Raw genomic sequence first — 12,962 nt, 5'->3', positions numbered from 1 at the left:
CGCTCGCTCAGCAGGAACAAATCACCCATGCCAGCCTCCTCAAGGGAGACTGTGAATCACAACTCAAGGCAGATTAATAGGTCCTGAGCCTAGATAGCCACTTTGGTGCGAATGCCTGCATCGGCACCTGAACGAAGGCGCGGTCCGCCATCCACTCGTTAAAAGGTAGCCTGATCAGCGGGTTGCCTCTGTATCTACCAGTAATGCGCGCTGAAGTTGGCGCATTACTGGTAGAAGCGTCCGACCATCGGATGGTTTTGTAGGTTGGGGGGCCGATAGGCTTTAACATCCCCCATTTGGGGGACTTGGTCCGCCTCGCAGCGTGCGATCACGGAGGGATGCAGTCGTGCGTCATCTTTTATTTTGCGAACCTCTTGCCTCCAGGTAAGTCGATCGCCCGTCCAGTGGCGCAGCCAGCTCGGCAACCCGTCCAGAAAGCCTTCCCGTTCATCGTGCTGGAGACCCAGGGGATCCGGGGCGGTGACGATGATCTCCGATCGAATTTGCACCTCCGGCACGGCCTGCTTCAATTCCGTCAACATCCAATCCAGGGCGATATCAGACAAGCGCGACTGTTCTTCTGCGTAGCTACCGCCGATATCGGAATGGTTGCCCGCAAACCAGACCTGCATCAGCCATTGGGGATTACCGCGTTGGCTGTTCCATGCGACGTCGGCAGTCCGGCCCCACGGAACGCGTGGAAATTTAGCCCTGGACTCGTCGATAGCGAGTGCATGACGCAGGAAGGGGACTTCGCGATCGATATAGCGATCGTAGTGCTTCCCTGACCACCATGCGATGTGGCCATGGCGCGCAAGTGCCAGCCAATCGAGCGGATTCCAGAAGCGGATTTTCCGGTCCGGATCTTTGAAGAAATACTTGACCTGCCCCAGGATTATGTTCGTGACCCAATACGCCGCGGCGGCCGGGATGGCCGCGAACAGAGCCGTCGCCCACCAGGGAGCTACGTCCGTGATCCACCATGTAGCCAGCAGGAGTAAGGCAAATCCAATTATGGCGAGAAGAGAGGCATCGCGACTTCCAAGAGCGGCCACGGTGTCGAACACGCCGACGAACGTGGGTTGGACATTGCCCTGCGACTCGCCGTCGGCGCCGAGTCCTTCCGAGCCGTATTTGACGCGAAAGCGGCGCGCCTTTTCCTCGCGCTCGTCCTCGTATCGGGAGCGCTGGGACCCTGCACCGTGGTTGTAAACGTAACGTACACCATCGGTCGCGATCTTACGGAGCTTGGGTCCGTACTGCGGGACAGGGCTGCCGTCCGCCGCCTTCGTGGGTACACCGCAAAGGTTCAAAACGTTGGCTAACGAGCGGACGGTGTAAGCACCCCGGCTAAAGCCGAACAGGCAAATCCGATCGCCAGGCTGATAACTGGCGATGATGGCGGCATAGCAGTCGATCACGTTCTCATCGATGCCCGTGCCCACGGCCGCGGACAGGATATTCCGGAGCCGACGGAAGGTGAATCCGTCGGTCTCACCGGCGCCCAGGCCTGCGTCGTAGAACGCTACCTGTTCCTGCGGGCGGATCGGTGAGTCCGGGCCCGGTCGCATTGCGCGGTACATTTTATAGATATTCGAGAGCCTCTGATCAGGCCTCATGCCGCCGATCTGGCCAGTACCGTCAGAGAAAACCAGAATAAGCTTGGCCAATCGAATCTCCCAGCGGCTCGTCGCGAATCACCTGCCGGCATAAGTGTATTCCGTAGCGGTAGGGCTGGAGAGATGCACAATTGCGCTTACATTTAGAATGCTTTGATTTGTTCTGGCTGGAGCCGAGATACTGCGATGTCGTTCCGCTCCTACAATGATAATCCGTTGGCAGATATCGTGGATCTGCAGAGCGTCCTGGACGTCGGGGACCCCCAAAATGGGGCCTACACGCTAAAGGCCGAGCTGGCGATTTTCCCCGGTGAGGTAGCTGTGGACCAGATGATCATTAAGGTGTCACTACGACAGGTCACATTGGGCCTCCGGCTCGATGGGCTGGACGTGGTTCAGGGCACCAGGTACGGCGTTGATCTTGTGCCCGAGGTCATTGAAACGCGCACCGCGGTCGACCAAGAGATCGTGACGTCTGTAGAAGCTGTTGTTGCCACAAAGGCCATAGCCGAGGGCGAGATCACGCCGCTGCTGCAGCAGGCGAAGCTCGGAGCCACCCGCGACAAAAGTCGCACCGATAAGTCTACAGCTACGCTCAGGCAAAAATCTGAGCGGCGCACTACCCATCATCCCGTCAGGGCGATGGGCAACAATAACTGGCGCGTCAGTGAACCGTCGGACAGCGAGCTGGACCATCATTATTTGAACGACACGCCGCTCTGCGAACTGCGTCACAACAGCGTAAACCCTAATCGGATAGCTACGACCTTGGCTGTTTCGACGCCGGCCCGCCAAGTTACCACGACGGTATTGAAGGATGACAAGCTGCTTCGCTTAAGTCATAATAAAGAGAGGGTGCTCGCCATCCTTGTTGCCAAAGCGCTCAATAAGGTCTCTGGCAGCGCCGAATATAATGGTGAAGTAACATTCAGTACCTCGACGGCTGAATATGAGGGATAGTATCTCGCTACAAGCCGTCATGGGTCGGGAACTGGCCACGCCGGTGCGCGCTGTTCTGGGCAGTGAGACGCAGAATTTTGGCGAGCTGATCAGGTTGGCCGGACTGGATCCGGGGCGTCATCTACGCCACGCGGACCTCCGCGACGTGGACCTTTCCGATACCAACCTCGCGGGTTTCGATTTTACGGGTGCGGATCTACGCGGCGCCCACGGCATTAGGGTGAAATGGGCGCCCGAATCCACGGTGCTCATCCAGGCGAGGCTTGAAGGCTCGCTATTTGCCCATCGCATGCGTGTCCATGCCGCGAGCGATATTCCTGATGACAAGCGCCACCGGCAGATCCTGCGTGGAGACTGGATTGAGCAACTCACCTGGATCTATGATGCCCTGAAGCCACAGAATGCCGAGTTGGCACACAACCGTCTGGTGGCGACGCGGATTTTTGATCTCGCCAAAAGCTCGTTCCTGAAAGGCCAGATTCTCGCTCACCTGGTCCGCACGGCCAACGATAAGGATATGTGGCTGTATGAAATGATGTTTGACATCATCAACGACCACTCGAGCGATCTACACCTCATTGGCAAGACACTACGAATTCTGATCCATGCGGGGTGGGGCAAAGATGAACGTTTACGCCGTGCGATTGAATCGCTGCTCACCTCCACGGATAATCGGGTGGTGGCGAAGGCGCTGGAGGCGCTCCTGTACGTCGATTTGCACCCGCCTGAAATTCGTCGCATCGCAGCCAGGATCTTTGTGGACGGAAACGTTTACCTGCATAGCACGCTTATCGCCGCGGTCGCGAAGCGGCTCGGTCCCGGCTATGAGATGATTGTCCGCGATCCGGAAAACCTTGACGTTCTGCCGCTTGATCGGCCCATACCGCCTTTGATGTTGGGGCTTATTGTTCGCCGCGTTCGACGCACCTACCGACAGTACGCGGACGACACGACATCGTCGGGTGGCGAGCGTGATTCATTCATGACGTGCTTTGGCGAGGCGATCAAAACCCACGAACTGCCGGCGAAGGTTTACAGGATGTACGCTGAGCTGGCGCAGCTCGGAATCACTTATGACTTCAGCCAACTGACTGCTGCGGAGTTGGAAGAGGTGCTTGCGAACGCTCGCACGCCACGCCGCAACATTTTAAGCCTTGCGCCGCTGTCTCTGTCTTTAGCGGCGGAATCTGTCGCTAAAATTGAGGGCTGACGTCCCACAAAGCCACGCTATAAAATCGCGTGGCTTTGTGGGGTCGGGATCGTCTTTGTATTGTAATGGAAATGACGTTGCCCCTTGGCGCTAATCCAGCTTGAAGTTCGTTCTGGCCGATTGAGGGGACCAGAACATGAGGCGGAGCCGCTGCACAGAAGAGCAGATCATCTCCATCCTGAAGGAGCACGAGGCCGGGGTGCCGGTCTCAGACCTGTGCCGGAAGCACGGGGGTAGTGACGCCAGCATCTACAAGTGGAAGGCCCGGTTCGGCGGGATAAAGGTATCGGAGGCCCAGCGGCTGCGGGCGCTCGAGGACGAGAACGCCAAGCTGAAGCGCATGCTCGCCGACGCCATGCTGGATAATGTGGCGCTGAGGGATCTGCTGGGAAAGAAGTGGTGACGTCCGCTGCCGAGCGCAGGGCTGTCGCCCACGTCATGGAAGCCCATGGGATGAGCGAACGGCGGGCGTGTAAAGCCACCGGCTTCTGCCGCATGACCATGAGATATATTAGGCGAAGCGGGTCGACGACGGTGCCCTGCGCGAGCGCATGAAGGCCATCGCTCATGAGCGGCACCGCTTTGGCTATCGGCGTCTCCACGTCCTGCTCAGGCGGGAGGGCTTCGTGGTCAACCACAAGCGCCTGTTCCGGCTCTATCGCGAGGAGCGCCTTAAGGTGCGGCGGCGCGGCGGGCGCAAGCGGGCCATCGGGACGCGGGCGCCCATGATGATCCCTATGCGGCCGAACGAGCGCTGGTCGCTCGACTTCGTGTCGGACCAGCTCACCTGCGGCCGTCGCTTCCGCATGCTCACGGTCGTGGACGACTGCACCCGGGAATGCCTCACCCTTCTGGCGGACACGTCGTTGTCCGGGGTGAGGGTGGCCCGGGAGTTGGATCGCCTTGTGGCCGAGCGCGGCCGGCCAGGGATGATGGTCAGCGATAACGGCAGCGAGCTCACCTCCAACGCCATCCTCGCCTGGGCGGATGCGGCACAGGTCGAATGGCACGACATCGCGCAGGGTAAGCCCATGCAGAACGCCTTCATCGAGAGCTTCAACGGCCGCCTGCGCGACGAGCTTCTCAACGAGACGCATGTTCTCGGCGCTGAGCCAGGCCAGAGCGGCCCTGGGCAGGTGGCGGCACGACTATAATGGATCGCGCCCTCACTCCGCCTTCGGCTGGTAGACCCCCGTCCGCCTTCGCCACCATCTTCCACCCGCGACGGGATCTGCCGCTGCGCCAGGCCAAAAGCTCCGCGCCAGATCCCGCCGCTCGCCCGGCCAGCAAGGCCAAATCCACCCGCCAGAACGAACGTGACGCTGGATAGAACTTGGGGGCAACGTCACCTACCGCGCCGTGGACACCTTGCTAGCAAACACGTCACTGACCGAAGAAAAGGGCCTGGTAAAGGGTGATCTCTTCCAATGGGCGAACGAGTCCTTCCAAATCGCGATCTCGGACGGGGTGCTCTATTGCTTCAAAAAGAACGGATCGTGCTGGTACACGGAACAGGACGAGATATGGCGGCCAACCGTCCCGTCCCGGAAAATCCAACTCTCGCAAGCCTATCTCGCATCCTTTGAACAGGTCGCAGCGATGCGCGTGCAACGGGCAGGGTTCCGGCTGGTTCATCTGATCAACAAAGCTCTCGATCCGAGCTACACGGAGCCGGTTCAGAACGCGGCACAAAAGCCTTGATGGCGCTGGATTGATCGATCGTAGGCCCTACCCGCGCACAAACGACCGTCGATGGAAACTAAACCGAGGCAATCATAGGAGAAACTCCTGCCGATACGCAGCCTAAATCAGTAAGATACGTCCAGATGGCCTAGCGAAAAGGAGGCCATCGTCAAAACGTCATCACTCAAGCGAGCGATCATACCAGCGCTCCGGCCGATCATTGAGCTGGCCACTGATCTGCTTTAAGCGCCAAGTTAAGCGCTGTGAGATCTTCCACCAGATCGCCCCGGCCACAGCTGGCACCGTCCTTATATTTCAGAATCTCCGTGCGATAATTTCGAAGGAAGGCCCAGTAGAGAAGGGTGGCATCGCGTGACGTCGCGTATTTTTTCAATCTATCCTTCAAGGCGGAGCAATCATCGCGGATCTCCGTTTCCGCTGCCGGCTTAGGGCTTTCCAACAATCGCTCCTCGGTAATCGCTTTCAAGAAGGCTCCAGGCTTACCAGTTTCCGCCATTATGAGGTCCATCACAGGGGCGCGGGCGCCACCGATGCCGCTCTTCACCTCAGTTAGAGGCAGACTGTAGTTGGTAATGTTAAACCCTTGAGCAGAAAAATTCGTCCGAAGTTGCGAGTTTACTGTTTTGAGATAAATATTTACCTTGAAATGTGACCCATCGTATCTCAATTGATTCGGATAACCCTCATCAAGAAGCGTGAATGCCCCAGTCGTGGTGTCAACGATGGAGGTTTCCGTATACCTGCTGAGCATTCTAGCGAAAATGTCCGCAAATGGCGCGTAAGCATCGGATATCGTCTTTATGCCAGGCGCAAACGTCGCGAGCGAAGCTGTCTTCGATAGCCTTGACAACTCTGTCAGCAAAGACATATCGACGGACGTCGTTGAACTGTATTTTATTTTCATCGCAAGAGACACTTTGTTAGTCTCTCCATCGACAACGATATCTTCGAGAAGAGCGCCATTTCTGTTCACAACGATATTGGTTTTTTCAGATGTCGTCAGAAAGAGAAATCTTGTTGATTCCCAATTTGCCGACATTATAGGCTCTGTCGACACAACTCTATCTCCTATAAGGAGGTCGAGCGTAACGATATAATTTCCGGATCTATTGCTGAACCTGGATTGTATCAACGAGCGCAAGAAGGCCGACGCAGACTGCGTCCTTGCGGCTCCGTTACTGCCGGCAAACGCGAAGTCGTACTCCACCAAACCATACACCAGGCGCGGCTCGATACCGGCGAAACTAGGACGGGTAATGCTTGTGAACTCTTCTGCTTTCGCTCCGACAGAGAGCGAAGCCATTACAGCGAAAGTAAGAAAGATTTTCTTGACCTGACTTAACATTACCGCCCCCCTTTGGACTGCTTTCACTTTGTGTCGACTGACGATATCCAGGTTCGCGCTATCAGTTCGAAACGTCCGGCTCTTTGAACGTGCCCCTCTGCCTTGCCGTCGCTGCCTTGGCCGGGTCGTATTCCCAGAGCCATGGCTCGCTACTGACCGTGCGCAGGAAACCAAATGAAGTCGCGTGGACCTTCAACCTGTCGTAGACCGGACTGCCGGCGCCGCCGGCTACCGCGATATTAAACGCAATACCGTTTTGGTGATTGGAGGTGCCGGGCTTTGCCGCTTTATTGAATCTCGGCAGACCGCGGCTAAAGCCCTCCCATAGGAACTTCTGCTCGTGATAGGAACGGAACCCACTATTGAGCGCGACAGCGACACCGGCGGCTTTCGCCGCCTCGGTCATCGCGAAATAATGCGAAGCGCTGCTAAGCGCGATCCGCTCAATCTCCAGCGTGTTGTCAACAATCTCAACGAGATCGATCTGGCCTAGGAAATGCCACCCCGACCAGGCCGCATTCGGGCCAAAACGGCCGTCGCCCTCGCTTGGAGGCAGCGCGCCGATGGTTTCGTTAATGAACTTGCCATCGAGATTGCGGGTCGATGTCCAGCCGAGAGGCGCGCCATTAGCGGCGTTGGTTCGCGCGAACACGGTCTTGCTCTGGCTGCCCGTTGTCAGAACCTTGACTTCTACAACGACCGGCTGCGTTCCTCGCGCAATACGCTTGAAGTCTCCGACATTGGCGCCGGCTGGCAGCGGCTCGCCCTGTTGGTAAGTTGCGTAAGACAATAAATCATGATCGTTGCGCACGCGCGCATAGGGATCAGCGACGGTGAAGGCGCGGTCGTGAAAGCTCTCCTGAACGCTCATATTGTCACCCGTTAGGCCGGCTGCAGCTCAAAGCCGGGTGCGGCCACGCCTGGCCAAAGCTCATACTCCACGTCGGGGATTTCCCGTCCGCCATGGCGTGGGCTCGACGGCATGCCTATAGCCGCAGCGGCGGCAATGCTGAGCTCACCGATCTTGTTGCGCGGCCCCCGGTCGGCGACCACGCCATCAACGCTGCGCCCTTGCCAAGTGACACGGGCCTTGCCCCCGCGCACGACGCCGGCCACGCGTGCGATAATCATCGGAGGCACGACGATGTAAGGCACTGTCTGTGCATCGACATAGGCGGCAGGGTCATCCAGCTCTCGGCCAGGATAGCAATACCAGGTCGGTGAGGCGATGATGCCGCCAGGGAACACCCGCGGCTCGTTGTCGGCCCCGAGAATGACAATGTCCCGAGCCCACTCATGGGCACATATGACCTTGCCGTTCTGAATGGCCATCCCGCCATTGGCGAGATACTCAAAACCGCTGTTGTCGGTCTTGTAGGCAGCCAAAGCGCCATTCTGACCGTTCGCCCCATCGGCATCGATATCCGCATCGGCGGTAAAATGGACCCGCCCATCATCGTCTTCCCAGATCTCGCAGAGGTAGCCTTCTGCCTGTATCTCACCGACACGCCGCATGGTGGCCCCACCTTGGCTCTGCCGTGCTGCTCGAACGCGGCAATCGCACCCAGAACGTAGAATTTCAGGAGGACTTAACGATCCAACATGGAAGAAGCTGCACGCACAGCTGCCGTCGGACGCCCCTTCGACAAGTTTTTCGGCGACGGAAAAACGTGCCCGCCACAAGCAGCGACGAGCCCATTATCAGTCCGAAACGTTTTACGTCTCAACCCCCCTAATCTTAAAAGTATATTTGCATTCCATCAAGATGTTGAAGCTAAGTCGAGTCAAATGTGTTCGCTGAATTTTTGGGCGCCCATCTCCTTTATCATGGCACTGCCGACACGCATCTCTACTTTAAGGTCGGCTTTACGAATCAACTCGGCTCGCGCACCATTAATAGATGGCGGAAAAGATCGAATCCGTCATGTCCGAAGATGGAGGCGATGCACGGTTTTGCCATTGGGCAAGAGAGGATCATTGACTGACCCTGGGCAATTTCTGCGATGTAGCGCATGCATCAGCGCCATAGCATAGCTTTTATCTGGGCGATTGGAGATGGGCCCTAGTAACTCCTTACAGTCCGCTGAACGGGGCGTTACCTAAAGAGGCATGCGACCACCTGTTCCTGCCGCCGTTCAGCTGGCAACGGTTCAACACCTCACAGCGGGCATTGGCCGCGCGCGAGAACGTCGCGATGCACGGCGACATATGCCTCAAGTAGGCGATTTTCGCGGCCACGCGCAGCGGAGAGAAACTCGTCTCGCGCGATCCTTAGCCACAGCGCACGCTGCTCGGCGGTATTGACGGCTTCGGGAGCACGCTTGTCCGGAAAAAGCACGGCGACTTGATGCGGCCGGCTGCGCCAGTAGCGCGTGAGTCCCGAGGGAATACTCAATATTTGAGCATCGCCGCGCTGCGCCAGTTCCTCCTGCAGCTTTAGGGGGATCGGCCGCCGCGACGCGTGAGTGCCATCGCCAAGATTGACGGTCATGCCATTCCTAAAAAAAAAGTTCCTGCCATCCTCGATGATGTTCCCGGCAACGGGGAACATATAGCCCGAATTGAGCTGCCCACAGCGAAGCACCGTTCCAAAGCAACTAGCGACCTCTGGCATCTTGCGAGCGCATGTCCGAGAAATCCATGCAGCTACGGTTTTCGCTGGAACCTCTGCCAGGTAAACCAATCCCGTCAAATTGCCTTGGCGGTATTCGCAGCGGCGAATGAGATATTTAGGCCAACCCCGCACGTCTTCATCAACCTTAGGACAGCCGTTCGTCGCACTGGTAATAGCGTATGCAGATCGTTGCGCCTTTCTTACCAGATCGATCTCGTTCGGGGTCTGCGCCACGGCCCCGGCGGACGTACAAACGATCAAGGCCAGCCAAGCAAGTAGGTGAGGTATGTTTCGGTTTGACATCTTCCAGCCTCAGGGAACGATTGCTTGATTCGACACGGCTGTCAGCGCGACGTTATCCCGGCCACGTACGAAGCTCTTGAACTGGTCGTCGTTGCCGAAGAAAACGCTGACGTCGACGTTCTCTCCGATGCCGGGAACGGTTTCGAACGCCGTGATCTGCCACAGGGTCCAGGGGTTTGCACCGCCGAAGCTAAGGTCCTTGGCGCTGAGCGTAGCGCTGCGCTCCCGCGGATAGGACGCGAACCAGACCATGTATTTGTTGAAGCGCACGTCCAGGATCTGATTGAGGTAGGATCTCACGCCATACACGAGAGGTATCTTACCGTACCGCTCGGCGACCAATTCCAGCAGTGCGAGCACGCGCGTTTTCAACTCAGCCCGGGAGATCGTGTTACTGCAAGCCTTCTGCTCGGCGCCGATTGGCAAGTCCACCCAGACCGCCATCGGCAAAGCGTCCGTCTCGACCGGAACGACACGCTGGATGAGCGCAGCCTGATCCGCGACCGGCTTGCAGTAGTCGAAGCGATGGTAGGCCCCCCGCAGCAGGCCGACATCACGCGTGGCCTTCCAATGCGATTGAAATTTTGGATCCTCGTCGCGATACGAGGCTCGAACATACGCGAAATCGAAGATCTGCGACTTGACCCGCTTCCAATCGATCTCCCCTTCGGCCTGAGAGACGTCCAGACCCCGAATAGCGTACTGCGTCGGCGGACTAAAAACCTTGATATCCGGCCGGCCCGGCAGCGCACTCACACGGGGGGCGGGACGCCCGTCCGTCTTCGTTTCCATTGCGTTCGAAGCGATCACCTTGATTAGTGCTTCCACCTCGGTCGGCAACTGCATCGAGGTTACGACGGGGCGAGGCGTGGTCATAAAGAAAAACGCCCCACGCGCTTCTTGGTCCTTAGGGATTACAGGGCCGCCCAGCGGTGGCCAAAGCTCGTAACCCTTATCTTTGAACCATTGCCTCTGGTCCTGCAGCCTGCGCGTGACGTACAGGGAAATCCAACCTAGGCGGATGGTACCGTCGTGGATCTCGGACAACACGTGCCCCTGACCGTCGGTAAACTTTGTCGTGTTGTCGGGATCGGCCTTATCCAGGCGCACGGCCTCGACCAAGGCGTCGAAGAAAAGGCTTCCGTCACGGAGGCCACCCTTAGAGTAGACCACCTGATCGCTGGGCCCTGCGGTAAGCGCGTGACTCCCACGTAGATAGGTGACCCCCATGTTCGTCGCAGCATTGGCCAAGCCGAACACTCCGCCCCCGTAGCAGGCGTTGATGAGCGTCAGCACGTGGAAATGCGAGGCAGCCAACTGCTCGATCGCAGCCCGCAGGCTAGCTGTCGAAACGATGTGGTCCCAATCGCTGGTGCTGCTGGCCGCGCCCAGCACCAACCCTGCCTTCGAGCCCGTCCCCGCATCGCCGACACCGTGTCCGGAGTACGTCACCACGAGCCGGGACTTCCCGTCCTGCTCCGCCGCTTTCTTGATGAAATAGCTTTCCAAAAAATAGCGGATATTCTCGACGGTCGCGTCGTCGTTCTTGAGGACGATCACCTCGTCGAAACGTTGATGATCGATGAAGAGCTCGGTCAGCTTGGCTACGTCGATTTCGACGGCAGGCAGATCCCATTCCTGGACCTTGTACTTGCTCACGCCGATGATCAGGGCGAACGATCGAACGTCGTCCGTCGTCTTTCCTCCAAGGGCTGCGACGATCGGTTGATCGAGTGGCCGCATTTCCTTGCGATAGTACTTGAACAGGTCGCAATACTTGGTGTCAGCGACGTCGGCCCCGTTGGAGCATTGGACGGCAGCGGCCGGATCGACCGCTACCATGAGCACTGCGAAGGACAGAAGCGCCCGCCACATATTAATGCCCTATATCGTTAGAAGCGAGAGACCTGAAGTCGCTGGTAGAATTCGTCCTCGGTACCCTTAAAGATATTGGCGTCCAACTTCTTGCTACCGAACTGGCTGCGATCTGTGAACTGCCACAACGAGTAAGCCGCGCCGTTTGGGACCTTGGGCACTTCGACGGCCTGACTCGAAATCGAGTAGTCAGCGATCCAGATCGGGTATCCAGAAATGCGAGAGAACTTCGCCTCCGACCCGATGGCAGACCTCCACCACGAGCGCGCCGTGTAGACCATGGGCTTGCGACCCGTCGCCTGCTCGACGACCCACATGAAATCGAGGAGTTCCTTGATGATCTTGTCGCCCCGGCCTGGGTCACTTGTATCGATCCAACGATCGGGAGAGTCCTTACACGCCTTGTCCCATTCCAGATCTACCACGGGCGGCATGTCCGTTGGAGCGAGGCCGCCTTGTGCCTGCAGCACCGCAACAAAGCGCAGAGCCTGATCACGCCCCGGCTGGTTCGCGGACAGGAAATGGTAGGCCCCCCGATGGACCTTCCGTCCTTCGGCCAATGCACCAAGCCTGGACCAATTACTGGCGAACCGTGGGTCGCGGAACGTCAGCCCCTGCGTCGCCTTGACGTAGACAAAGCGGGCATTGGCCATCTTGGAACCTTCGAGATCGACGTCCGGGCCGTTGTGATGGCTGATGTCGATGCCGAAAATCGAGTTTATCCGTGGCTTGTTAAGCTTTACATCCCTGCGCGTATGCTCTGGAAAGACGAACGGAGCGGTCAGGTCAAATTTGCGGATCTGATCTTGCGTCAGACCTTGCATGGCGTCCTTGCGCACAATTTCGAACAAGTCCTGACGCGATGGCTCATCGGTTAAGTCTATCAAATCTAGGGACGCCAGAGATGGGATCTCCGGTTTTTCTTGGGCCAAAGCCGAAACCAACCACACAGAACACAGGGCGACAACGCTGACAAGAGCCTTGAGCATTACCGTGAACCTTCCTAAGCGTATTCCTTGAAGATCCGATATCCCATAAGGGAAGACAAGTAAAAAATCACGTTTGGCATCACCTACTTTTATGGCTAGCCTACAAAATCTTGGTTGGCCGAGAAGCGACAAAGCGCCACTCAGCTCACCACACAGACCAAGCCAACTTTGCAGAAGCGCGCTAGTGGTCGAACTCAGCAGAAAGGCGTTATCTAGAAATCGCGGAGGCCCCCGAGACAAAAATGCAACCTAGGCTCAGGACCTATTAATCTGCCTTGAGTTGTGATTCACAGTCTCCCTTGAGGAGGCTGGCATGGGTGATTTGTTCCTGCTGAGCGAGCGT

General features: G+C 57.6%; 13 protein-coding genes. 6 read left to right on the top strand and 7 right to left on the bottom strand.

Going from position 1 to position 12,962, the window contains the following annotated elements; translation table 11 throughout:
- Positions 1-224: 224 nt before the first annotated feature.
- The gene (locus QOZ99_RS22090) at positions 225-1,670 is read right to left on the bottom strand and encodes a phospholipase effector Tle1 domain-containing protein (RefSeq protein WP_306892146.1); all 1,446 of its coding nucleotides are present in this window, start codon (positions 1,668-1,670) and stop codon (positions 225-227) included.
- A gap of 135 nt (positions 1,671-1,805) precedes the next feature.
- On the opposite strand from QOZ99_RS22090, the gene QOZ99_RS22085 reads away from it, so the two are divergent.
- From QOZ99_RS22085 to QOZ99_RS22065, 6 genes are all read left to right on the top strand, one after another.
- Positions 1,806-2,579: a hypothetical protein gene (locus tag QOZ99_RS22085; protein WP_306892145.1), complete on the top strand. Its 774-nt coding sequence runs from the start codon at positions 1,806-1,808 to the stop codon at positions 2,577-2,579.
- 19 nt (positions 2,580-2,598) lie between these two features.
- Positions 2,599-3,789: a pentapeptide repeat-containing protein gene (locus QOZ99_RS22080; RefSeq protein WP_306892143.1), complete on the top strand. Its 1,191-nt coding sequence runs from the start codon at positions 2,599-2,601 to the stop codon at positions 3,787-3,789.
- 136 nt (positions 3,790-3,925) lie between these two features.
- Entirely contained in the window at positions 3,926-4,192 is a 267-nt protein-coding gene (locus QOZ99_RS22410; protein ID WP_503128564.1) for a transposase, read from the top strand.
- A 148-nt stretch (positions 4,193-4,340) separates the two neighbouring features.
- Positions 4,341-4,943 carry an IS3 family transposase gene (locus QOZ99_RS22405; protein WP_503128563.1) on the top strand — a complete coding sequence of 201 codons (603 nt, stop codon included), beginning with the start codon at positions 4,341-4,343 and terminating at the stop codon, positions 4,941-4,943.
- Positions 4,918-4,977 (top strand): hypothetical protein, encoded by a 60-nt coding sequence (locus QOZ99_RS22400; protein ID WP_503128562.1) that lies wholly within the window; start codon positions 4,918-4,920, stop codon positions 4,975-4,977. The genes QOZ99_RS22405 and QOZ99_RS22400 overlap by 26 nt, the downstream gene beginning before the upstream one ends.
- Before the next feature lie 171 nt (positions 4,978-5,148).
- A complete protein-coding gene (locus QOZ99_RS22065; protein WP_306892142.1) occupies positions 5,149-5,490 on the top strand; it encodes a phospholipase C/P1 nuclease family protein in 342 nt (113 codons plus the stop codon).
- A gap of 199 nt (positions 5,491-5,689) precedes the next feature.
- Here QOZ99_RS22065 and QOZ99_RS22060 read toward each other — a convergent pair whose 3' ends face one another.
- From QOZ99_RS22060 to QOZ99_RS22035, 6 genes are all read right to left on the bottom strand, one after another.
- Positions 5,690-6,838 carry a hypothetical protein gene (locus QOZ99_RS22060; RefSeq protein ID WP_306892141.1) on the bottom strand — a complete coding sequence of 383 codons (1,149 nt, stop codon included), beginning with the start codon at positions 6,836-6,838 and terminating at the stop codon, positions 5,690-5,692.
- 61 nt (positions 6,839-6,899) lie between these two features.
- Positions 6,900-7,709 carry a M15 family metallopeptidase gene (locus QOZ99_RS22055; protein ID WP_306892140.1) on the bottom strand — a complete coding sequence of 270 codons (810 nt, stop codon included), beginning with the start codon at positions 7,707-7,709 and terminating at the stop codon, positions 6,900-6,902.
- An 11-nt stretch (positions 7,710-7,720) separates the two neighbouring features.
- The gene (locus QOZ99_RS22050) at positions 7,721-8,353 is read right to left on the bottom strand and encodes a glycoside hydrolase family 75 protein (protein ID WP_306892139.1); all 633 of its coding nucleotides are present in this window, start codon (positions 8,351-8,353) and stop codon (positions 7,721-7,723) included.
- Between the two features lie 643 nt (positions 8,354-8,996).
- A complete protein-coding gene (locus tag QOZ99_RS22045) occupies positions 8,997-9,686 on the bottom strand; it encodes a hypothetical protein (RefSeq protein ID WP_306892138.1) in 690 nt (229 codons plus the stop codon).
- A 78-nt stretch (positions 9,687-9,764) separates the two neighbouring features.
- On the bottom strand, positions 9,765-11,597 hold the full coding sequence (locus tag QOZ99_RS22040; protein ID WP_306892137.1) for a GH25 family lysozyme: 1,833 nt from the start codon (positions 11,595-11,597) through the stop codon (positions 9,765-9,767).
- Between the two features lie 50 nt (positions 11,598-11,647).
- Positions 11,648-12,619, bottom strand: coding sequence for a glycoside hydrolase family 25 protein (locus QOZ99_RS22035; protein WP_306892136.1), 972 nt, complete (start codon positions 12,617-12,619; stop codon positions 11,648-11,650).
- Positions 12,620-12,962 lie beyond the last annotated feature (343 nt).

Source organism: Ancylobacter amanitiformis (assembly GCF_030814815.1).
Classification (GTDB): domain Bacteria; phylum Pseudomonadota; class Alphaproteobacteria; order Rhizobiales; family Xanthobacteraceae; genus Ancylobacter; species Ancylobacter amanitiformis.
Note: the sequence above shows the minus strand (reverse complement) of the source record. Positions and strands in the feature narration are given on the sequence as shown.